The organism is Pseudomonas sp. F9001 (assembly GCF_013385435.1).
Classification (GTDB): Bacteria; Pseudomonadota; Gammaproteobacteria; order Pseudomonadales; family Pseudomonadaceae; genus Aquipseudomonas.
Map to the genome: position 1 here is coordinate 108,989 of NZ_JACAPX010000005.1, position 19,902 is coordinate 128,890.

At 61.0% G+C, this 19,902-nt stretch carries 20 protein-coding genes; 13 read left to right on the forward strand and 7 right to left on the reverse strand.

The genetic code is table 11. The features are described from left to right. The first annotated feature begins 234 nt into the window (after nucleotides 1–234). Both HX818_RS03470 and ppnN read left to right on the forward strand, forming a co-directional pair. The gene (locus HX818_RS03470) at nucleotides 235–1,059 is read left to right on the forward strand and encodes an aspartyl/asparaginyl beta-hydroxylase domain-containing protein (protein ID WP_102368412.1); all 825 of its coding nucleotides are present in this window, start codon (nucleotides 235–237) and stop codon (nucleotides 1,057–1,059) included. Between the two features lie 147 nt (nucleotides 1,060–1,206). Continuing rightward, on the forward strand, nucleotides 1,207–2,580 hold the full coding sequence (ppnN, locus tag HX818_RS03475; protein WP_003218868.1) for a nucleotide 5'-monophosphate nucleosidase PpnN: 1,374 nt from the start codon (nucleotides 1,207–1,209) through the stop codon (nucleotides 2,578–2,580). 1 nt (nucleotide 2,581) lies between these two features. Here the strand turns inward: ppnN and HX818_RS03480 are convergent, their stop codons facing one another. Further along, entirely contained in the window at nucleotides 2,582–2,974 is a 393-nt protein-coding gene (locus HX818_RS03480; protein ID WP_177019502.1) for a RidA family protein, read from the reverse strand. Nucleotides 2,975–3,072: 98 nt separating this feature from the next. On the opposite strand from HX818_RS03480, the gene HX818_RS03485 reads away from it, so the two are divergent. The 3 genes from HX818_RS03485 to HX818_RS03495 all read left to right on the forward strand — a co-directional run bounded on the left by HX818_RS03485 (nucleotide 3,073) and on the right by HX818_RS03495 (nucleotide 4,228). After that, nucleotides 3,073–3,387 (forward strand): AbrB/MazE/SpoVT family DNA-binding domain-containing protein, encoded by a 315-nt coding sequence (locus HX818_RS03485; protein ID WP_177019503.1) that lies wholly within the window; start codon nucleotides 3,073–3,075, stop codon nucleotides 3,385–3,387. After that, the gene (locus tag HX818_RS03490; RefSeq protein WP_177019504.1) at nucleotides 3,384–3,779 is read left to right on the forward strand and encodes a PIN domain-containing protein; all 396 of its coding nucleotides are present in this window, start codon (nucleotides 3,384–3,386) and stop codon (nucleotides 3,777–3,779) included. The genes HX818_RS03485 and HX818_RS03490 overlap by 4 nt, the downstream gene beginning before the upstream one ends. 74 nt (nucleotides 3,780–3,853) lie before the next feature. Next, nucleotides 3,854–4,228, forward strand: coding sequence for a hypothetical protein (locus HX818_RS03495; protein WP_032899669.1), 375 nt, complete (start codon nucleotides 3,854–3,856; stop codon nucleotides 4,226–4,228). A gap of 15 nt (nucleotides 4,229–4,243) precedes the next feature. Here the strand turns inward: HX818_RS03495 and HX818_RS03500 are convergent, their stop codons facing one another. Continuing rightward, nucleotides 4,244–4,573: a YXWGXW repeat-containing protein gene (locus HX818_RS03500; protein WP_023659079.1), complete on the reverse strand. Its 330-nt coding sequence runs from the start codon at nucleotides 4,571–4,573 to the stop codon at nucleotides 4,244–4,246. A gap of 160 nt (nucleotides 4,574–4,733) precedes the next feature. Then, entirely contained in the window at nucleotides 4,734–5,633 is a 900-nt protein-coding gene (locus tag HX818_RS03505) for a DMT family transporter (protein ID WP_177019505.1), read from the reverse strand. A 97-nt stretch (nucleotides 5,634–5,730) separates the two neighbouring features. On the opposite strand from HX818_RS03505, the gene HX818_RS03510 reads away from it, so the two are divergent. Then, a complete protein-coding gene (locus HX818_RS03510; RefSeq protein ID WP_177019506.1) occupies nucleotides 5,731–6,579 on the forward strand; it encodes a LysR substrate-binding domain-containing protein in 849 nt (282 codons plus the stop codon). Here HX818_RS03510 and HX818_RS03515 read toward each other — a convergent pair. After that, a complete protein-coding gene (locus tag HX818_RS03515; RefSeq protein WP_177019507.1) occupies nucleotides 6,576–7,472 on the reverse strand; it encodes a LysR family transcriptional regulator in 897 nt (298 codons plus the stop codon). The genes HX818_RS03510 and HX818_RS03515 overlap by 4 nt on opposite strands. Before the next feature lie 97 nt (nucleotides 7,473–7,569). Here HX818_RS03515 and HX818_RS03520 point away from each other — a divergent pair, with 97 nt between their 5' ends. Then, nucleotides 7,570–8,223, forward strand: a complete 654-nt coding sequence (locus HX818_RS03520; RefSeq protein WP_008437644.1) for an NADPH-dependent F420 reductase — start codon at nucleotides 7,570–7,572, stop codon at nucleotides 8,221–8,223. A gap of 85 nt (nucleotides 8,224–8,308) precedes the next feature. Here HX818_RS03520 and mqo read toward each other — a convergent pair whose 3' ends face one another. Beyond that, on the reverse strand, nucleotides 8,309–9,955 hold the full coding sequence (mqo, locus tag HX818_RS03525) for a malate dehydrogenase (quinone) (RefSeq protein ID WP_003218888.1): 1,647 nt from the start codon (nucleotides 9,953–9,955) through the stop codon (nucleotides 8,309–8,311). 437 nt (nucleotides 9,956–10,392) lie between these two features. Here mqo and HX818_RS03530 point away from each other — a divergent pair, with 437 nt between their 5' ends. The 6 genes from HX818_RS03530 (at nucleotide 10,393) to HX818_RS03555 (ending at nucleotide 16,231) form a co-directional block, all read left to right on the forward strand. Next, entirely contained in the window at nucleotides 10,393–10,971 is a 579-nt protein-coding gene (locus HX818_RS03530; protein ID WP_003218890.1) for a fimbrial protein, read from the forward strand. Between the two features lie 67 nt (nucleotides 10,972–11,038). After that, a complete protein-coding gene (locus tag HX818_RS03535) occupies nucleotides 11,039–11,734 on the forward strand; it encodes a molecular chaperone (RefSeq protein WP_177019508.1) in 696 nt (231 codons plus the stop codon). Nucleotides 11,735–11,775: 41 nt separating this feature from the next. Then, nucleotides 11,776–14,349, forward strand: coding sequence for a fimbria/pilus outer membrane usher protein (locus tag HX818_RS03540; RefSeq protein WP_177019509.1), 2,574 nt, complete (start codon nucleotides 11,776–11,778; stop codon nucleotides 14,347–14,349). 1 nt (nucleotide 14,350) lies between these two features. Beyond that, the gene (locus HX818_RS03545; RefSeq protein WP_256346282.1) at nucleotides 14,351–15,262 is read left to right on the forward strand and encodes a fimbrial protein; all 912 of its coding nucleotides are present in this window, start codon (nucleotides 14,351–14,353) and stop codon (nucleotides 15,260–15,262) included. Nucleotides 15,263–15,272: 10 nt separating this feature from the next. Further along, nucleotides 15,273–15,740, forward strand: coding sequence for a fimbrial protein (locus HX818_RS03550; protein ID WP_177019510.1), 468 nt, complete (start codon nucleotides 15,273–15,275; stop codon nucleotides 15,738–15,740). Then, the gene (locus tag HX818_RS03555) at nucleotides 15,737–16,231 is read left to right on the forward strand and encodes a fimbrial protein (RefSeq protein WP_003218900.1); all 495 of its coding nucleotides are present in this window, start codon (nucleotides 15,737–15,739) and stop codon (nucleotides 16,229–16,231) included. Before HX818_RS03550 ends, HX818_RS03555 begins: the two co-directional genes overlap by 4 nt. On the opposite strand, the gene HX818_RS03560 is transcribed toward HX818_RS03555, so the two are convergent. Further along, complete coding sequence (locus tag HX818_RS03560; RefSeq protein ID WP_017477281.1) at nucleotides 16,232–16,879, reverse strand: response regulator; 648 nt, start codon at nucleotides 16,877–16,879, stop codon at nucleotides 16,232–16,234. It lies immediately after the preceding gene. Nucleotides 16,880–16,907: 28 nt separating this feature from the next. Beyond that, entirely contained in the window at nucleotides 16,908–19,805 is a 2,898-nt protein-coding gene (locus HX818_RS03565; RefSeq protein ID WP_177019511.1) for an ATP-binding protein, read from the reverse strand. Nucleotides 19,806–19,902 lie beyond the last annotated feature (97 nt).

Here is a 19,902-nt window from a genome sequence, read left to right on the forward strand (position 1 = left end):
ATCCGCCGAGGCATTTTAGGGGGACAGCGGTAAAAATCTGTGCAGTGACTTCACAAATTTCCAGCATTTAAAACGCCACGTGAGGGCGATAACACCCTATCATGACCATATTATTTCGATATGTTTCAGCTCAGGCATGATGCCCCACGGGTTGACTGACTCCTTTGCCTGGCCGGCCAGTCAATCGCAGACGGTTTTGAAGCAATCGAAAACCGTCCGATGGAGCCCAGTTTCATGAGTAAGAGTGTCATCCGCAAACGCCTGGCGTCCGCCGCCTGGGTCCTTGGCGTCTTGCTGTTCATTTATTGCTTCCCCAAGACCACCCTGGTGTTTCTGCTGCTGGTGGTGTTCTGCGGCCTGTACGATTTCCTGCGCAATGGCCTGTACGACGGCGCGACCATCAAGAAGTATTTCATCGGCAACGGGCGCAATACCTGGTTGCTGGCGCCGTTCAACACGCTGTTTGACCTGTTGAGCCAGCGCAATCGCCACGTTTATAAAATGAACGACCTGCCGCCGGCCTGGCGCGAAGACCTGCAAAAGGTGATCGACGACGCCATGGCCAACAAAGACGAGATCATTCAGTACCTGGACGAGCGCATGGCCGAGAAAAAACGCGGCATGCTGTTTTTCCAATGGTACGGCCGCCCGATCGAGACCACCCTGGATATCCCGCAACTGCGGGAAAAACTGCCCTACGTGAAAACCATCGGCGTGTCGGTATTCAACGAAAACCGTTCCACCTCGTTTCACTTCGGCCCGCTGCGCATGATGTTCCGCGTGCTCTACAACATGGCACCGGCGCCCCATCACGATGGCGTCTACATCCAGGTCGGCAAGCACAAACACTACTGGCACGATGATCCGCTGTTTATCTTCGATGACACGCTGATGCATGCCTCCTTCAACAAGAACGACGCCAAGCGCTACTGCCTGTTCATCGACATCGTGCGACCAACCCTGGTGCCGTCGGTGCTCAACGGCCTGATCGCGGGCTTTGCCGGAGCAGTCTTTACCCTGCGTCGGTTTTTCTACAAAAACTGGAAGCTGATTCAGTAACTTCTGCGGCATGATGGTGCGCGACGGTGTTTGCGCTCGGCTCCAGTGCCGGGGAAAATGCCAGTCCAATGCGACCGAAAACGGCGCGCACTATCCTCAAGCCACTGGCCATGCCTGGTCCGGTGGCTGTGCTTTCAGGGAATCAGAATGCCCCAAAGACAAGTCATCAATGCCTCCGTAAGCCCTAAAGGCAGCCTTGAAACGCTGTCGCAACGTGAAGTCCAGCAACTGAGCGAAGCCGGTACCGGCAGCATCTACACCCTCTTCCGTCAATGCGCCCTGGCCATCCTCAACACCGGCGCGCACATCGACAACGCCAAGACCATCCTCGACGCCTATAAAGATTTCGAAGTGCGCATCCACCAGCAGGACCGTGGCGTGCGCCTGGAACTGTTGAATGCACCGGCTGACGCGTTCGTCGATGGTGAAATGATCGCCAGTACCCGGGAGATGCTGTTCAGCGCCCTGCGTGACATCGTCTACACCGAAAACGAACTGGACAGCCAGCGCATCGACCTGAGCAGCTCCCAGGGCATCACCGACTACGTGTTCCACCTGCTGCGCAACGCCCGCACCCTGCGCCCGGGCGTCGAGCCGAAGATCGTGGTGTGCTGGGGCGGGCACTCGATCAATACCGAAGAATACAAATACACCAAGAAAGTCGGCCACGAACTCGGCCTGCGCAGCCTCGACGTGTGCACCGGCTGCGGCCCCGGCGTGATGAAAGGCCCGATGAAGGGCGCGACCATTTCCCACGCCAAGCAACGCATTACCGGCGGTCGCTACCTGGGCCTGACCGAGCCGGGGATCATCGCCGCCGAGGCGCCGAACCCGATCGTCAATGAGCTGGTGATTTTGCCGGACATCGAAAAGCGCCTGGAAGCCTTCGTGCGCGTCGGCCACGGCATCATCATCTTCCCGGGCGGCGCCGGCACCGCCGAAGAGTTCCTGTACCTGCTGGGCATCCTGATGCACCCGGACAACCGCGACGTGCCGTTCCCGGTGATCCTCACCGGGCCGAAACACGCCGCGCCGTACCTGCAACAGCTGCACGCGTTTGTCGGCGCGACCCTGGGCGAAGCGGCCCAGGCTCATTACCAGATCATCATTGATGACCCGGCTGAAGTGGCCCGGCAGATGACCGTCGGCTTGAAAGCGGTCAAACAGTTCCGCCGCGAGCGCAACGACGCGTTCCACTTCAACTGGCTGCTGAAGATCGACGAGGGCTTCCAGCGCCCGTTCGACCCGACCCACGCCAACATGGCCAGCCTGCAACTGAGCCACGCGCTGCCGCCCCATGAACTGGCGGCCAACCTGCGCCGGGCGTTCTCGGGGATTGTGGCGGGCAACGTCAAGGACAAGGGCATCCGCCTGATCGAGCAGAACGGGCCGTATGAGATTCATGGCGACCCGGCGATCATGAAACCGCTGGATGAGTTGCTGAAGGCGTTCGTAGAGCAGCACCGGATGAAACTGCCAGGCGGCGCCGCCTACGTGCCGTGCTACCGTGTGGTGCAGTGAGTCAGCGCTGAACCGCTACGCACTTGATCTCCAGCAGCAAGCCCGGGTTGGCCAGTTCTGATACGCCAATGACCGTCCAGGCGCACAACCCGCGAGGGAACAGGCGGTTTTTCACTTCACGGAAAACCGCCATGTGCTCGCTCATGTTCACGTGGTAGGTGGTCATGTCGACCACGTCTTCAAACGTACAGCCCCCCTCCTCCAATACCAGGCGCAGGCTCTCCCAGGCGGCGACGAACTGTGCCTCGGGGTCGGTGATGACTTCCAGGTTTTCCGTGCGGCCGACCTGCCCTGCGCAGTACAGGGTCTTGCCGACTTTTACCGCCGGGACGTAGCCGGCGCGTTCGACGATGGGGTGCATGGAGGTAGGGATGATGAGATGGCGGTCGGTCATATGTTGTATCTCTTAAGGCTGGTTTCAGGCGTGTCGACGGGAAACGTTCGGACTATCGTTTTACCTGTTCCGACCCACCCACGCCAGATGAGTAACCTATGGACCAATGGATCTTGCCCTCCACTATTCCTTACCCTAAGGTAAGGAATATCACGAGAGAGGCTTTCAACATGGCTACCGCCACACTCACTTCAAAAGGCCAAATAACCATTCCCGTTCAAGTCAGGGCCGCACTTGGGCTGAACACTGGCGACCGGGTCGAATTCGTCGAAATGGAAGAGGGCAAGTTTGCGATCATCGCGGCCAGCAAGACTGTGTTGGACCTCAAAGGGCTGATCCGCAAACCCGCCAAGCCCGTCAGCATCGAAGAAATGAACCTGGCCATCGCTGCACAGGGAGCCAAAGCACGATGATTGGACTGGATACCAATGTGCTGGTGCGTTACGTCACCCAGGATGATCCCGTCCAATCGCCAAAGGCATCCAGACTGATCGAGTCGCTCACCACTGCCTCGCCGGGTTTTGTCAGCCTGGTTTCAGTGGTGGAACTGGTGTGGGTCCTGCAGTCCAGTTACCAGTCAGCCAAGAGTGAAGTGGTTGCGGTCCTGGAGACGCTGCTGCGTACCCGCGAACTGACCGTAGAGCACGCCGAAGTTATCTGGCAGGCACTCCGGCGATTTACAAGCACCAGGGCCGATTTCGCCGACTGCCTGATTGAACGCTGCGCCCACGCAGCAGGCTGTGAATATACGGCGACATTTGATGTCAGCGCGGCCAAGGCTACAGGTATGCGGCGGCTGACCTGAGGCGTCGCGTTGCAGAAGCGTCAAGGCTTTGGTAGAAAATGCCCTTACTGACTTTATCCAGAGACAAGACCAACGTGCGCACGCTTTTTCTCGCCGGCCTGGCATTAACGTCCCCATTGACCCTCGCCGAAGCCATCGCCTGGCCCGACCTGCCCGACACCTGCTTCGTCAGCGGTCGCTCCGCTACCAGTCAGGATGTGGACACCGGTTGTGCGGCGTTTCTGATCAATGTGAAGGGCAAGGCGGCAGGCACGCCAATCAAGCTGGATATCCCGCAGTACGCCATGCATGTCGACGAAGGCACCGGCAAGGAAACACCGGTGATCCTCATCCAGGCGGAAGAGAATGGCGATGTTAAAGCGGTAGGTTACAAGGAGCTTGGCACCGGCCAGTTGGGCGCGGCGCTGCTCAGGGAAGTTCGGCTTCTGGGTACGAAGAAGCCGATTTAAGCCATCGGAAAACGGTCAGCGAACCCAACCGCCGCCCTGCCAGTGATAGCCGTCGTTACGCTGCTCCCAATGCGGGTGAACATAACGATAACCTGGCCGTACCGGCTCCCAGTGGCCGTGAACCGCCACATAGCGCCCGCCTTCCCAACGCCAGTAGCCACGCGACCACAGGTAACCTGGCCGCCCTTCGGGCTCGACCTCGATGACCTGCACCGGCGGCGGTTGCGGCGCGACGACTTCTACATATTCACGCTGCACCGGTCGTCGATCATGCACGACCCGCTCCTCTACACACCCGGAAGCCGCGACGACCAAAGCCGCCAATGCCGCATAACGTAACAACATACAGAATCCTCGGGCGTAACCGCCCAGCGTTTATACCGGTAAAAAAAATGCCCCCTTGTTCCAGCCGCGCTCCTGCTTGGCCATAAGACTTTTTAACAGGTGCCAACTGTCAGCTTGCTGAACCCACGGGCAGACAGCAGGTAAAGAAAAACTGACCTTTTCAAGAGGCACAGACTGCGACCGGCTGTTTCAGTCGCACCAGAATCAGCCCGGCCACCACCACGGCGATCCCTGCATACGTCGACGCATGAATCTCATCGCCAAACATCAGTGCCGCCCACACCAGTGTCACGGGAGGCTCCAGGTACACCAATGTCGCCACATGGGTAGCCGTCATTACGCGCAACAACATCCACAGGCTCAGGTAAGCCACGAAGGTAGAGAACACCGTCAGCCAAACGATGGAAATCAATACGTCGGGGGTCCGCGGAATGCTCAGCGTATCGGTGTACAGCACCGCTGCAGCAAAGCCGATCAAGGTCAGCAACGACTGGATAAACAATGCCAGGCTCAGGTCGCCGGAGTCAGTGCGGGCCGCCCGCCGTTCGTACAGCGTGGCCACGGTCAGACCGAGTGCCGACACCAGGGGCAATGCATACATGACCCACCCGACTTCGGCCCCGCTGTTGCGGTATTGCCCGAAGATGACGATCGACACGCCGGCAAAACCGATCATCAACCCCAGCCACTGCCAGCCGCCGCTGCGTTCGGCGTGGCTACCCGATGACAGCGCCGCCGTCATCAACGGCTGCAGGGCCGCGATGATCGCCGCAATCCCCGGCGGCAAACCGTTCTGGATCGCCACGTAGACACAGGTCAAATAGAGAAACTGCGAGAGGAAACCCACCACCGCGTGATGGCGGATCTGTGCCCAGGAAACCTTCAGCAGCCGCACGTTCAAAAACAGCGCCAGGCACAACGACACCAGCAAGAAACGCCAGAACAGCACGTTGAACACGCCATCACTCCGGGTCGCCAGTTTCGCGCCGATAAACCCCGAACTCCACGACAGCACGAACACCGCCTGTAACAGCAACCGCCCCACGGTTGATCGCTTCATTGAGCCTCCGGTTCGCTTGATTGACCAAAAGGCTAAGTGCCGCGCATGATTCTGTATATTTGAATAATCTGCACCACTAATCCTTAAAAGTGGAATCATGGGCAAACAACTGAATATTGACCTGTTGCGCACTTTCCACGCGGTGGCGCGCTTCCAGCGATTCAACGAAGCGGCCAATCATGTGCACCGCAGTGCCTCGACGGTGACCACGCAGATCCAGAAGCTCGAAGACCAGGTCGGCCAACGCCTGTTCAGCCGCAGCAACCAGGGGGTTGAACTGACGATGTACGGCAAGAAACTCCTGGGCGAAACCACCGAATTCCTCAAGAGCCACGACCGCTTGCTGGCCTCCCTCACGCCGCAACGCATGCAGGGCAAGATTCGCCTGGGTTTGCCTGATTCCTACGCGCCAGACTTCATGCAGGAGTTCCTGCCCCGCCTGGTCGCCGACAACCCACTGCTGGAACTGGAGGTAGAGGCGCGCTCCAGTGGCGAACTGCTCACGCTGTTCGCCAGCAGGCAGTTGGACCTGGCCCTGATTGTCAGCGCCCAGCCGTTGGAACAAGGCGAGCGCCTGGGAGAAATCCAGCCGCTGTGGGTGGCCGCCGAACACTTCAGCTGCCCACCGCAGGCGCCACTGCCGATTGCCGTGCAACTGACAGGTTGCCCTTATCGCGCTGCAGCGATTCGAGCGCTGAAGGAGCACGGCACTTACTATCGGGTGCTGCTGGAAAGCGCGAGTTCGCCCGCTGTTGAAGCGTGTATCCGCAGTGGCATGGCGGTGGGGTTGGTGGAAGAAAGCCGCATGGGTAAGGGATTGACGCGCCAGATTGCTGGAGCTGAACTGCCGCCGCTGCCGCTGCATCACCTGTACCTGCTTGGCGACAGCAGCAACCTGTTGGCACTGCATCTGTATGAGCAGGTCAAGGCCGGCTTCAGCGTCTAGGGTGGTCCGAAACGCAACAGCACCGCATCGACAAATCGCCGCAGCTTGGCGGTGCGCTGGCGATTCGCGGTGTAGAGCAAATGCATCTGCCGACTTGGCGCCTCATAGTCCGGCAGCACTCGCACCAACTCACCGCTCTTGAGCGCCGAGCGCAAGAAATCCTCAGGCCCCAGCACAACCCCGAAACCATCCCGCGCGGCCGACATCAAGGCCCGGCTTTCATTCACGTGCAGGCGGCTGGCGACCTGGGCCTTGTGCAGGACGGCGCCTTGGTAGAACGACCATTCGCGATCAGCCGGACGTGACCAGTAGGCGTATCCCAGGCACTCGTGGTGTTCAAGGTCAGCGGGCGTCAGCGGCGTGCCGCGCTCGGCCAGGTATTTGGGTGCCGCACAGACCACCAGGCGGTAGGGCTGCAGCGGCCGGGCGGTGAGGCTGCTGTTCGCCAGCGGGCCGATACGGAACGCCACTTCGTAGCCCTCCTCCACCAGGTCGACAAACCGGTCGGTCAGGTGCAGGTCGATTTCCACCTCGGGGTTGTCGCGTAAAAATTCGGTCACCAGTGGCATCAGGCTGTAGGAGCCAAAAGTCACCGGGGCGCTGATCTTGAGCTTGCCCCGTGGTGTGTCATTCATGATCTGGGCGAGGGAGTCTGCGGCCTCTGCCTCTGTCAGGATATGTTTGCAGCGCTCGTAATACGCGCTTCCCAACTCCGTCAGGCTTTGCCGGCGTGTGGTGCGGTTGAGCAGGCGTGCGCCCAGCCGCCGCTCCAGCGCCGCCACATGCTTGGCTACCATCTGCGGCGACATTTCCAGGCGTTCCGCAGCACGGGCGTAGGACCCCTGCTCGGCAGCCATCACAAAGGCACTCATGCTTGAAAGGCGGTCCATCATTCACCACTCCCAGTAACAACACCAAGACCAGAACGGCCATTTATCCTCATCCAGTAGCCAATCATCATAACGTCTCTCTCAACTCAGGAGCACCGACATGAAAATTGGCATTATCGGAGCAGGCTTTATCGGACGCGCCGTTGCGCAGTTGGCGTTGGCGGCCGGCCATGAAGTGATGTTGAGCAACTCCCGCGGCCCGCAGTCGATGAGCAGCGTGCTGAGTGGCATTCGTGGGGTTCAAGTGGGTACTGCGCAAGACGCCGCGCAATTTGGCGAACTGGTCCTGCTGGCGATTCCGTTCGAACATTACCGCAGCGTGCCGGCGCAGTGGCTGGAGGGCAAAACCGTGATGGATGCCAACAACTACTACCCGAACCGCGACGGCCATATTCCCGTGCTCGACCGCTTTGAAACCACCACCAGTCGGTTGGTGGCCGAGCACCTGTCGCAATCAAATGTGGTGAAAGTGTTCAACGCTATCCTGGCGCCGGACCTGACCCAGGATGCTCGCAGCCGCGGCGCACCCGACCGGCGCGCGCTCCCGGTCGCGGCGGATGACCCGGCAGCCAAGGCGCAAGTCATCGCCCTGCTGGACGAGATCGGCTTCGACGCAGTAGATGCCGGTGGGCTGGATGAGAGCTGGCGGTTTGAACGCGCCAAGCCGGCCTACTGCATACCTCTGGATAAAGAGGGACTGAAGGCAGCGTTGGCAGCTGCAGAGCGGCAGGTCGAAGTACCCGCTCATTGGTGACACCTGCAAAAAAGCCCGCTGACCGTCACCGGTTCAGCGGGCTTTTTACGTTGCGCAGGCCCTGAATCAGGACAGCACCAACGTCTTACAGCGCGAGGTCAGAAGCTGGCTTGCTCGGCTCAGCCGCAGGCTTTGCAGCCTCGGTGGCTTTTGGAGCAGTCAGCTGCGGAATCGCAGGTGGAGGCGTCAGCTGCAGAATGTTGGCGGTGTAGGCCCATTCTTTAGCCACAGCTTCCGGGCTGTCGTTCAGCTTGGTGCCGTAGCTAGGCACGATCTGGTGCAGCTTTTCCTGCCAGGCCGGGGAAGCAACCTGTTCCTTGAACACTTTCTGCAGCACGGTCAGCATGATCGGAGCCGCGGTGGACGCGCCTGGCGATGCACCCAACAGGCCGGCGATGGTGTTGTCGGCGGAGCTGACCACTTCGGTACCGAGTTTCAGGACGCCGCCCTGCTCTTCGTCACGCTTGATGATCTGCACACGCTGACCGGCTTGCCACAGGCGCCAGTCTTCTTTCTTGGCGTTCGGGAAGTACTCTTGCAGCGCCTTGAAGCGGTCGTCATCCGACAGCATCAGTTGGCCGGCGAGGTACTCGACCAGTGGGTATTCGCGGATACCGACTTTGGTCATTGGCCAGATGTTGTGGGTGGTGGTGCTGGTCAGCAGGTCCAGGTACGAGCCTTCTTTCAGGAACTTGGTCGAGAAGGTGGCGAATGGGCCAAACAGGATCACGCGCTTGCCATCCAGCACGCGGGTGTCCAGGTGCGGAACCGACATCGGCGGTGCGCCAACGGAAGCTTTACCGTAGGCCTTGGCCAGGTGCTGCTCGGCAATCGTTGGGTTATCGGTGACCAGGAACGAACCACCAACAGGGAAACCCGCGTATTCCTTGGCTTCAGGAATGCCCGACTTCTGCAGCAGGTGCAGTGCACCGCCGCCCGCGCCGATGAACACGAACTTGGCGTCGGTTTCAGTCTTGGTGCCGTCTTTCAGGTTCTTGTAGCTGACACGCCAGGTGCCATCGGCGTTCTTGGTGATGTCCTGCACTTCGCTCGACAGTTTCAGGTCGAACTTCGGCGTAGTTTGCAGGTGAGCGACGAACTGGCGCGTGATCTCGCCGAAGTTCACGTCCGTACCGATCGGGGTCCAGGTGGCCGCGATTTTCTGGTTCGGGTCACGCCCTTCCATCATCAGCGGAACCCATTTGGCGATTTGCGCCGGGTCCTCGGAGTACTGCATGCCGGCGAACAGCGGGCTCGCCTGCAGCGCTTCGTAACGCTTCTTCAGGAACTTGATGTTGTCATCGCCCCACACGAAGCTCATGTGCGGAGTGGAGTTGATGAACGAACGCGGGTTCTTCAGGACGCCCTGCTGAACCTGCCAGGACCAGAACTGACGGGAGATCTGGAACGCTTCGTTGATCTCGACCGCTTTCGGGATCTCAACGTTGCCGTTCTTGTCTTCCGGGGTGTAGTTCAGCTCAGCCAAAGCCGAGTGACCGGTACCGGCGTTGTTCCAGCCGTTGGAGCTTTCTTCGGCCACGCCATCGAGGCGCTCGACCATCTCCATCGACCAGTCCGGTTGCAGCTCATTGAGCCACACACCCAGGGTTGCACTCATGATGCCGCCGCCGATCAGCAGCACATCGACTTTCTTTGCCTCTTCCGCGTGAACGGAAGTGATCCCCATCGACAAAGCCAGCCCCAGCAGGGCAGTGTTTACTTTTTTAAACATCAGTAGCACCTATGATAAAACGCCATCCGCCCCACTGCCCCTGATCATGGGCAACCCTCAATCACGCTGCGCCAGGCAACGCACCGCGGGGTGTGCACATTCATTCGGGGACCGCAGGGTGGGCACACAAGGCCGACGTATCGACCTCACTTTTATGTCCCTTCTGCGCTGACTTCTTATCATTATTGGCTTCAGCTACCTGGGCGCCAGCTAACCACCGGGACGTATACGGGTGTACGTACTCGATAGAGGCTAGACCAAGATGGCGCGCAGAATATCACGCTCGGCGCCTTATATGGACTCAGCGGTCGGGCGGCCATCAGTTCGCCAGTTTTTAAGATTCGTCTCATGTGCCTCTAAAACACAGCATTGCACTATGGATTGGCTTACCTGACGGGTAGGCAGACAACCTTCCTTCTCTTAAAAGAGGCACTGCAATGCTGAACAAACTGAGCCAACTCACCCTCGCCTGCGGCGCTTGCTGGTTGCTGGCCGGCACCGCTCAGGCGGCGGACGGGCAGATCGAATTCACCGGTTCCGTCACCGATAACGCCTGCACCATCACCACCGGCGACGTGAACAAGTCGGTGACTCTGGACCCGGTGCGCATCGCTGACTTCGCGCCCACCGTGGGTTCGGTGCTCACCGATAAAGCCAAGCCGTTTTCCATCAGCCTGGACAACTGCAGCACCGCGACCCGTAAAAACGTCGCGATCACCTTCAGCGGCCAGCAAGACGCCAGCGACCCGACATTACTGGGCCTGACCGGTGAAAACCAGGTGCGCGGCATCGCGATCCAGATCACCGACTCCCGTAACGGCAACAAACTGCCACTGAACACGCCGACCGCCGATTACGACCTGCGTGCACAGTCCAATACCTTCGACTTTACCGCTGCCTACGTGCGCACCGTCGCCGACACCACCACCGGTGAAGGCGACGACGCGGTGACCACCTCCGGCATCAGCACCGGTCAGGTGCACGCGCTGGCCAGCTTCGACGTTACCTACAAGTAATTGCTCGTCAACACCGTGGGCCAGGCGTTCGCGCGCCGGCCCGCGGGCTTCCGGAGGTCCCCCTGTCATGCGTTTGAAAGTCTATCTTCTGCTCGCCCTGCTGCCGTTCTGGCACAGCGCCGCCAACGCCGCCGTCACCGTCGGCGCCACGCGACTGATCTACGACGGCGCTTCCAACGAAGCCAACCTGAGCGTCAGCAACCGCGACGACACCTCGCCTTACCTCGTGCAGTCCTGGGTCAGCCACTTCGGCAGTGGCAACGAGGAAAGCGTCGATAACTTTATCGTCACGCCGCCGCTGTTCCGGCTGGATGCCGACAAGGAAAACATCCTGCGCATCATTTTTACCGGTGGCCCAGAAGTGCCCCAGGACCGCGAAAGCCTGTTCCTGATGAACGTCAAGGCAATCCCGGCCATGAGCGACGATCAAAAAGGCAAGAACGTGCTGCAGATCGCGCTCAAGACCACGATCAAACTGTTCTACCGCCCGGCCGGCCTCAAAGGTTCGCTCAAGGACGCGGTGGCGCAAGTGAACTGGAAGGCCCAAGCGGGTGCATTGGCCGTCAATAACGCCTCCAAGCTGCACGTGGTGGTCAGCGAACTGAAGCTCAACGGCCTGCCGATCACCCAGGCGCCGGATGTGCTGCGCCCAGGCGAAGCGCGTGAGCTGCCGATCCAGGCAAAGGCCGGCGATGAAGTGCAACTGAGCTACATCGATGATTACGGCAGCATCGTGACCGCCCCCGTCATCCGCATTCACTGATACCCACGCGACAACCCCGGAACGCCTTTTCAGGAACGACCATGCTCCGTTCATTCCCAGTCATGCGCCGTTGCGCGGTGAAGGCTTTCGGCTGCCCGCTCGTGGCCGCCGCCTTGCACCTGGCCCCCGCACACGCCGGCTACGAGTTCGATGCGTCGTTTCTCGAAATCGGCGGCGGGCAGAGTTCGGCCGCTGTGAAACAACAGGTCAGCGCCATGAGCGACGGCCAGTTGCCGGGGATTTACCGGGTGGATATCCAGCTCAACCAGCGCTCGATCGAACAGCGTGATGTGCGTTTCATCCGCGCCACCGGCCCCCAGGAACGCTCGAGCACCGGCCTGTTCCCCTGCCTGGATGTCGAGTTCTTCCGCGCCCAGGGCGTGGCCGACACGGCCCTGCAAAACCGCACCGACGCCGACCCCACCTGCATTGCGTTCGATCAGGGCCTGGCCGGCGTGAGCTACGACTACGACTTCAACCGCCAGATCCTGTCGATTGAAATCCCACAGGCCTACCTGGGCAGCATCCCTTTTGAAGTGCGCCGTCGGCAATGGAGTAACGGCGAACAGGTGGCCTTCACCAACTACAGCTTCACCGGCAGCACCGTGGAGTCCGATACCGGCCGCCGCCAGGACCAGTTCGGCAGCCTGAGGAGCGGCGTGAATGCCGGGGCCTGGCGCCTGCGCAATTTTTCGACCTGGCAAAAAGGCAGCACCACGCCCGGGCGCTGGGAGTCGCTGGAAACCTACGCCCAGCGCGACATGGGCAATATGATGGCGATCGCCACCCTGGGCGATTCCACCACCGAAGGCGACCTGTTTGACGCGATCCCCTATCGCGGGCTGGGCATCGCCTCTGATCTGGACATGCTGCCCGACCAGGCCCGCGAATTCGCCCCTGTGATTCGCGGCATTGCCAATGGCCGCTCGCGGGTGATCATCCGCCAGCGCGGCTATGTGATCCATGAGCAATGGGTGCCGTCGGGGCCGTTCGCCTTGACCGACCTGTACCCCACCGCCAGCAATGGCGACATCGAAGTCACCGTGGAAGGCCCGGACGGCCAGCGCCAGGTCTACACCCAGTCGTTCTCGTCGGTGCCCTACATGCTGCGCGAAGGCCAGCAAAGCTATTCGGTATTCGCCGGCCAATACCGCCCGGCGCAATCGTCCTTTGTGCAGCAAACCCCAACATTTATCCAGGCCTCCCTACGACGCGGTTTGAGCGGCAGCACCACGCTGTTTGGCGGCAGCCTGCTGAGTAATCAATACAACGCCGGCCTGCTGGGTTTTGCCCACGACTTTGCCGGCTTTGGCGCGATCTCGGTGGACGTGACCCACGCCCGCAGCGACGCCGTGGGCCGGGAGAAAACCACGTCCAGCGGCCAGTCGTTTCGCTTTCGCTATTCCAAGTCCCTGGCGGCCACCGACACCAACTTCAGCCTGATCGGCTACCGCTACTCCACCGGCGGCTACTACTCGTTCAACGAAGCGCTGAACAGCCGCAGCACCGAGCAAACCCTGGACACGTACCGCAGCGGCCACATGAAAAGCAACTTCACCGCCAACGTGTCGCAGCAATTGGGCGGCTACGGCGGGGTCTATGCCAACGTGTCGAAAACCGCCTACTGGGACAAGAGCAAGGCCGACACCTCGATCCAATTGGGATACAGCGCGAGCGTCGGGGACATTTCCTACTCCCTTGGGCTGGGCCTGAACAAAGGCGCCAACAGCGACGACCGCAGCCTGTCCCTGAGCATCAGCATGCCCCTGGGCGGCACGCGCAGCCAGCGCGTTACGGCCAACATGAACCAGAGTGCGCGGGGCTCGGCATCACGCACCGCGACCCTGAGCGGCAACGCGTTCGAGGAAGATACGCTGGCCTACAGCGCGGGTGTGTCGCAGCAAGTCAGCGGCGCGCAACGCCAGACCGGCGGCACCTTCGCCGCGCAATACGACGCGCCCAACGCGATTGTGCGCGGTGCCTATAACGAGACCACCGGCAGCCGCCAACTGGACATGGGCGTCGAAGGTTCGGTGGTGGCGTATGGCAGCAACCTGATGTTCAGCCAGCCATTGGGCGAAACCAATGTGATCGTCGCCACACCGGGCGCCGCCGACGTGGGCATCAGCAACAAGCGCGGTGTGCGCACCAACAGCAATGGCTACACCGTGGTGCCGCAGGCCCTGCCCTATCGCAAAAACCGCGTGTCGCTGGACACCCAGTCGATGCCGTCTGACGTCGACATCGCCGAGCCGGTGCAGGAAGTCACGCCAAACCGCGGCGCGTTTGTACTGGCCGACTTCGACACCCGGCGCGGCCAACGCATCCTGTTTCGCATCAGCGACCCCCTTGGCGAAGCAGCGCCGTTTGCCGCCCGCGCCGAATTGTTTGCCCCGGATGGCCGCGCCCTCGGCAACACCCTGGTGGCCGACAAAGGCCGCGCGTTCCTGACCGGCGTGCCGCCCGAGGCGCGGTTGTTGGTCAGCGTCGACGGCCAGCCGTGGTGCAGCCGTGAATTGAAGCTGGACGAAACATCGCCTGCCGACGGCGGCATCACCCAAATGAATATTCAATGTGAGCGCGCGGCCGGTGGGTCGGGTGCCAAGGATTCCTGACATGATCGTTAAAGCAACACATAAGGTGCGTGGACGGCTAATGCTTGCGCTGTTGTGCGCAGTATTGAGCTGCCTTTCACAACAGGCGCAAGCGTTGGTCGAAGGGAATCTCAACTGCACAGTGCCAGGCGTTCCGAGCGGCGGCTACACGTTTACACCGGGCCAGGCGATCAGGATCGTCTTCGAGGGCACGTGCACCGTTCGCCGCGCATTCCCCTATTCAGCCGGTTTAAATACGCGAATCAACTACATGAGCGGCCCGAATCAAGCCCCGTTGAGATGGTCCGACCCGTATAACAACATCTATTTATACGATCTGAATATCGGCCAATACAGCCGCAATTGCCTGGGAGGCTACTGCCGGCCTCTACCCCTTAATACTGTGGTGCCTTACCGCTACATTCTGGTGGGCACAGCACCCCAAACTGCAGGCACACGTTGGATAGGGGTGTTGCTGGGCGTTACCTCGGAAAACTGGCTGGGTTATGGCGAGTGGTTTCTTAACACAGGGTTTTCATACACCGTAGTCCCGCCTGCCTGCAGCCTGAGTTCACCCGGCAGCGTCAACCTGCGCTTCGGCTCTATCAGCAACAGCGACATCAATAACCAGATGCAGTCGACCACAGTGTCAATTAAATGCTCGGCGCAGATGCGAGCCAACGTCTACCTGCTTCCAAACCAGACGGTAGTCAGCCCTACTACCGGTGTGACGCGCACCTCGCTGGCAGGTTTGAACATGCAGGTGCTGTGGACCGACACCCTGAACCCGGTGAACTTCACTACCCCGCGCTTTATGCAGTTACGCGTGGGCAGCAATGACGTAAACCTGAGCTTCAAGCCACAACTGGCGGCCGGGCAATCACCGACGGGTGCGTTTCAGAGCCAATACACGCTGAACATCGACTATCAATGAGGGCCTTGCCATGAAAACTCCACTGCTCGCCCTGATACTGCTCAGCAGCACCGCTCACGCTGCCGACGTGGTGAATATCACCGTCAGCGGCACCCTCACCCGCCCACCGTGCGTATTGAGTACCGGCACAACCCTGACCGCCGCATTTGGCGACGTGCGTACTGATCAGGTGGCGACCACCGGCACTGTGGAAGTGCCGGTGCGCTTGAAGTGCTCGTCGGGTTCTTCGCTAAATGTCAGCTTCACGTCCAATAACGGCACCTACACCTCCACCGTGGCCAAGACCACGGCGGATAACCTCGGTGTGTCGTTGCTGTGGGCGGACAACACGGCGGCAAACCTCAATGGCACCGTCAAGAAATACACCAACCTCAGCGGCGACGTGGATATCAGCCTCAAGGCGCAACTGGTCGAACGCGGCACGCTGGCGCCGGGCGCGTTCACCTCGTCGATGGTCATGACCCTCAATTACCTATGAAAGCGCTCGCCTGGATGCTGCTGGCCGTAGCCAGCACCGCCCTTGCGCAAGCGGCGGAAGAAGCGCAGATCGACGTCAGCGGCAAGCTGACCGCACCGCCGTGCACCGCAAGGTTTCCGAGTACGCAACAGGTGGACCTGGGCAAGGTCAACCTCAACCAGTTGGCCGACGGCAGCACCGTCGCCACCGATGTGCCGCTGGTCTTCGACTGTCAGGCGGGCGCTCAGGTCGAGCTGAGTTTGTCGGCGGGCATGGCCCGGGCCCTCACCGTCAGCCCGGTGCTGCTCACCAATCTCCCATCCCTGGGGTTGCAGGTGCAATTGCGTGACAAGACCGACAAGCCGGGGATCGGCCTGGGCCAAACCGGCACCTGGCCGGTAGAAGACGAACCGTTGGCGCTGACCCTGCGCGTCAAGCCCGTGTCCCTGGGCGAGCTGCCCGAGGCGGGTAGCTACAAAGCCACCCTGTTGATGCAGATGACGTACCGCTGATTACTGAAACTGCCGGGCTTCGATGCAATAGGTCAGCAGCGCCTGGTCACTGTCCACCTCCAGCTTGCGCATGGCCGAAATCTTCTGCGCGCTGACGGTCTTGTTGCTGCGGCTCAACTGCCGCGCGATATCGCTCACGCTCATGCCCGTCACGAATAAACGCAGCACTTCCATCTCCCGTGGCGACAGGCTCTGGAAGCGCGCCTGCACCTGGGTCACATTGGCCAAGACCGAAGTCGCGGCGGGCTCCGGTGCGCGGTAACTGCGCTGGGCACTGATCGCGCCGAGGGCCTTTTCGATCTCGCCGTGCAGGTGGTTCTTCTGGATCACCCCGGCCACACCCAATTCCTGCAAGCGGGTGAGAATCAGGCTGTTGGAAATCATGGTCAGCACCAGCACCTGGGTCGCGGGAAAGTGACGCAGGATGTACTCGATCAGCTTCAACCCATCGCCATAGGTGTCGTCACCCGGCATGTTGAAATCGGTGATCAGGACTTGCGGCCGGTGCTTGCGCAACTGCTCGATCAGTTGACTGGAACTGACCGCCTCGCCCACCAGGCTGTAGCGTGAATCACGCTGCACAATTTCGCGCACGCCCACCAGTACGATCGGGTGGTCATCGGCGATCACAACGTTCATTTCTCGCATTCTTTATCTTCCTTGTAATGGGCTTTCATCAAGTTTGCGACTCTGCCAGCAAGCACTGCGCAACCGCTGTAAGCCGTGCGCACACGCCTCGAATCTGCGTGGTGGCGTATGTATCCAGCGGTGCGTCGTACAGGGTGTTCTCCCATGCCTGACAAGCGCTGGACAGTTCCCCGGCACGCACACTGGCCAGCGCGCCGTTGAGGCTGTGCAAACGCTCACGTACGAGGGTGGCATCGCCGGCCGTCAGGCCTTGTTCGATCTGCTGCACATCCACCAGCAACGTGTCGGCCATCAGTTGGCGCATGGCCGGGGAAAGCTCGATCCAGCCTTCGCGGTCCCGGACCACCTGCACCACCGGCAAGGCCGTGGCCCGCCGGCAGTGCGCCATTAACGCCTGGCGCAGCATGCTCAGGCTCAGCGGTTTGACCACCCACGCGTTCATGCCCACCGCCAGGCAACGCTCGCCCTCCTCGCGCAGGGCATTGGCGGTGACGCCGATGATCGGCACCTGGACGCCTTGTTCACGCAACGCGCGGGCCAGGTCGTAGCCGTTGAGGCGCGGCATATTGATGTCGGTGATCACCAGGTCGAACGGCTGCGAACCCCAGATTTGCAGCGCATGCTCGCCGTCACGCGCTACGGTGGGGTGGGCGCCAAGGGCCTCGAGCTGTTCTTGCAGCACGGCCTGGCTGACCGGGTTGTCTTCGGCGACCAGCACGCGCACGTTCAGGCACGGTGCGTCCAGGCACGGCGGCATCGGCGGTTGTTCCGCAGAGGGCAGGGTTTCCTGAAGCACCGGCAAGGTGATGAACAGCGAAAAACTGCTGCCCAACCCTGGCTCGCTGACCACGCGCATGCTGCCGCCCATCAACTCACTCAAGCGCGAGCAGATAGACAGGCCCAGGCCGGCGCCATTGCCGTCCTGGTCGCCCGCTACCTGATAAAACGGCTTGAACAACTGGCCCAGCGCCTTTTCCGGAATGCCCACGCCGGTGTCAGTGACCTGCCATTGCAGGGTCACTTTATCGTCAAGTAGTTGCTGCACCATCAGGCGCAAACGCACGCGCCCGGAGTCGGTAAACTTGATCGCGTTGCCCAGCAGGTTATGCAGGACCTGCCGGATGCGGCCAGCATCGCCAAGCAGTTGCGGCGGTAGCAGCGGGTCGATCTCGGCATCGATCTGCAAGCCTTTATTGCGCGCGGTCGCGCTGAACGCCAACACCGATTCCGCCACCAACTGGCCCGGGCTTAACGGCGCCGCTTCCACGGCCATTTGCCCGGATTCGATTTTCGATACATCCAGTACGTTGCTGATCAACTGGAACAGCACAGTGGACGAACCCTGGATAATTTCCAGGTAGTGGCGCTGGCGCTCGCTCATGTCGGTCAGGGCCATCAGTTCCAGGTTGCCGAGCACGCCGTACAGCGGGGTGCGGATTTCATGGCTCATGGTTGCCAGGAACACGGTTTTGGCCTCGTTGGCTTCGGTGGCTTCCTGGCGCGCCTGGGTCAGCAACTGGGCTTCGTCCACGTGTCGGGTGATGTCGTTGCAGCCGCAGAGGAACACGTCCTCACCTTCGTACCGCGCCGCCACCACCACGACCTGCAAGTACCGCCCCTCCACCGCTAGGCACATCTCGCCGGGGGTATCCGGGCCATCGTTGGCCTTGAGCACGTCGAGCAGCGGTGCGGTGCCCTGCAATTGCAGCGCGCGCTGGTTTTCCAGGAGTAACTGGTGATCGCTGCGGCGCACTACGCACAATCCCACCGGGGCGTTGTGCAGCATGATGCGGTTGAATGCCTCGCTCTCGAACAGACGCTCCTGCGCGCGTTGCGCCGGGCTGACGATGCGGGTCTTGTACCAATGGTTGATCCACCAGCCCAGCAGCACGGCCGCCAGAAACGTCAGGCCAAGGCCCAGCAGCGGCCATTTGGCGTAGCGCAGGAAATCCTGATAGCTGATGGCGTACAGGCCGGTCCAGTGCTCTCCACCCTCGCTGAGCATCTTGAAGCGCAAACCCTGGCTGTTGAAGCTCAGGCCCAGGGGCGCCATGTGTTCATCGCCGAGGCTGCCGAGCAACACGTCGCCCTGGGGCGAGATCAGGGTGAACTGGTTGTAGACCGACAGTTGCAGTACTCGCTCGATTTCGTCGACCTGCGAGGTGTCCACCACCGCCGCCAGCGTGAGCAGGCCCTGAGGCTGATTGGCCGGCAATACGGCGGCAGGCGCGTCGAGGCCGATCATCGCGACCACGCTGCGGCTGTTCTGGTACAACTGCGGCGGCGCACGCATCCAGCGCACGCGGCTGTCGGTCAGCAGGAGGCTTTGGCTCTGTTGCAGTTGCTGCAAGCGGCTCACCACGTCGCGGTACTGCTCGCGCAACAATGGCTGGTGCTGGCGCAAGCCGCCCACGCCGGGCACGGCCAGGCTAGCGACGGCATTGGGGGTGAACACGAACAGCTGCGGCGAGGCGTAAAACGAGCTGGCCCAGTAGCCGCCGTAGTAGTCAGTCAGTTGCACGCCAAACGCCAGTGCCCGGCGCGTGTCATCCGCCGAGAACGTCTCGGCGTGGGACAAGGTGAAGGGTAGCGACATCGCAAACCCCTTGGCCTGCAACACCACCTGCCCGCCTTCGTGCTGCAACTCCACCACCGAGGTCGACTGCACGGCCGGCAGCGGCGGCGCGTTGCTGCGGCTGTAGCCACTGGCCACGTTGCGCAGGAACGCCTCGTGCTCATGGATGATCTCCACCACGCGGGCGAAGTGGAACTCGACCTTTTCCTGTTCAGCGTCGAGCAACCGCGACACCGCCCAATAGCAACTGCTGGACAGCAACAAGGCGAGCCCCGTGAGCAATAACAGGGCTTTGTTCAAGCGTTGAGAGCTTTGCGCCAGCTTGTCCAGGCGCAGACTTGCATGTTTCATCGTCAGTACCGCAGAAGCCTGAATCAGGATATGGGGCCTATGCTTGATCCCGGCATTGGCCAATAACGCCCGGCTGACCGGGCGACCCTTCCTTCGG

Bases quoted from the DNA above. Each gene is read 5' to 3' on its own strand.
- HX818_RS03540 (WP_177019509.1), top strand. From the start codon at position 11,776: ATGCTCCGTTCATTCCCAGTCATGCGCCGTTGCGCGGTGAAGGCTTTC.
- HX818_RS03555 (WP_003218900.1), top strand. From the start codon at position 15,737: ATGAAAGCGCTCGCCTGGATGCTGCTGGCCGTAGCCAGCACCGCCCTT.
- HX818_RS03535 (WP_177019508.1), top strand. From the start codon at position 11,039: ATGCGTTTGAAAGTCTATCTTCTGCTCGCCCTGCTGCCGTTCTGGCAC.
- HX818_RS03560 (WP_017477281.1), bottom strand. From the start codon at position 16,879: ATGCGAGAAATGAACGTTGTGATCGCCGATGACCACCCGATCGTACTG.
- HX818_RS03490 (WP_177019504.1), top strand. From the start codon at position 3,384: ATGATTGGACTGGATACCAATGTGCTGGTGCGTTACGTCACCCAGGAT.
- HX818_RS03480 (WP_177019502.1), bottom strand. From the start codon at position 2,974: ATGACCGACCGCCATCTCATCATCCCTACCTCCATGCACCCCATCGTC.
- HX818_RS03550 (WP_177019510.1), top strand. From the start codon at position 15,273: ATGAAAACTCCACTGCTCGCCCTGATACTGCTCAGCAGCACCGCTCAC.
- HX818_RS03510 (WP_177019506.1), top strand. From the start codon at position 5,731: ATGGGCAAACAACTGAATATTGACCTGTTGCGCACTTTCCACGCGGTG.
- HX818_RS03515 (WP_177019507.1), bottom strand. From the start codon at position 7,472: ATGATGGACCGCCTTTCAAGCATGAGTGCCTTTGTGATGGCTGCCGAG.
- ppnN (WP_003218868.1), top strand. From the start codon at position 1,207: ATGCCCCAAAGACAAGTCATCAATGCCTCCGTAAGCCCTAAAGGCAGC.
- HX818_RS03470 (WP_102368412.1), top strand. From the start codon at position 235: ATGAGTAAGAGTGTCATCCGCAAACGCCTGGCGTCCGCCGCCTGGGTC.
- HX818_RS03485 (WP_177019503.1), top strand. From the start codon at position 3,073: ATGGACCAATGGATCTTGCCCTCCACTATTCCTTACCCTAAGGTAAGG.
- HX818_RS03520 (WP_008437644.1), top strand. From the start codon at position 7,570: ATGAAAATTGGCATTATCGGAGCAGGCTTTATCGGACGCGCCGTTGCG.
- HX818_RS03505 (WP_177019505.1), bottom strand. From the start codon at position 5,633: ATGAAGCGATCAACCGTGGGGCGGTTGCTGTTACAGGCGGTGTTCGTG.
- HX818_RS03545 (WP_256346282.1), top strand. From the start codon at position 14,351: ATGATCGTTAAAGCAACACATAAGGTGCGTGGACGGCTAATGCTTGCG.
- HX818_RS03500 (WP_023659079.1), bottom strand. From the start codon at position 4,573: ATGTTGTTACGTTATGCGGCATTGGCGGCTTTGGTCGTCGCGGCTTCC.
- mqo (WP_003218888.1), bottom strand. From the start codon at position 9,955: ATGTTTAAAAAAGTAAACACTGCCCTGCTGGGGCTGGCTTTGTCGATG.
- HX818_RS03530 (WP_003218890.1), top strand. From the start codon at position 10,393: ATGCTGAACAAACTGAGCCAACTCACCCTCGCCTGCGGCGCTTGCTGG.
- HX818_RS03565 (WP_177019511.1), bottom strand. From the start codon at position 19,805: ATGAAACATGCAAGTCTGCGCCTGGACAAGCTGGCGCAAAGCTCTCAA.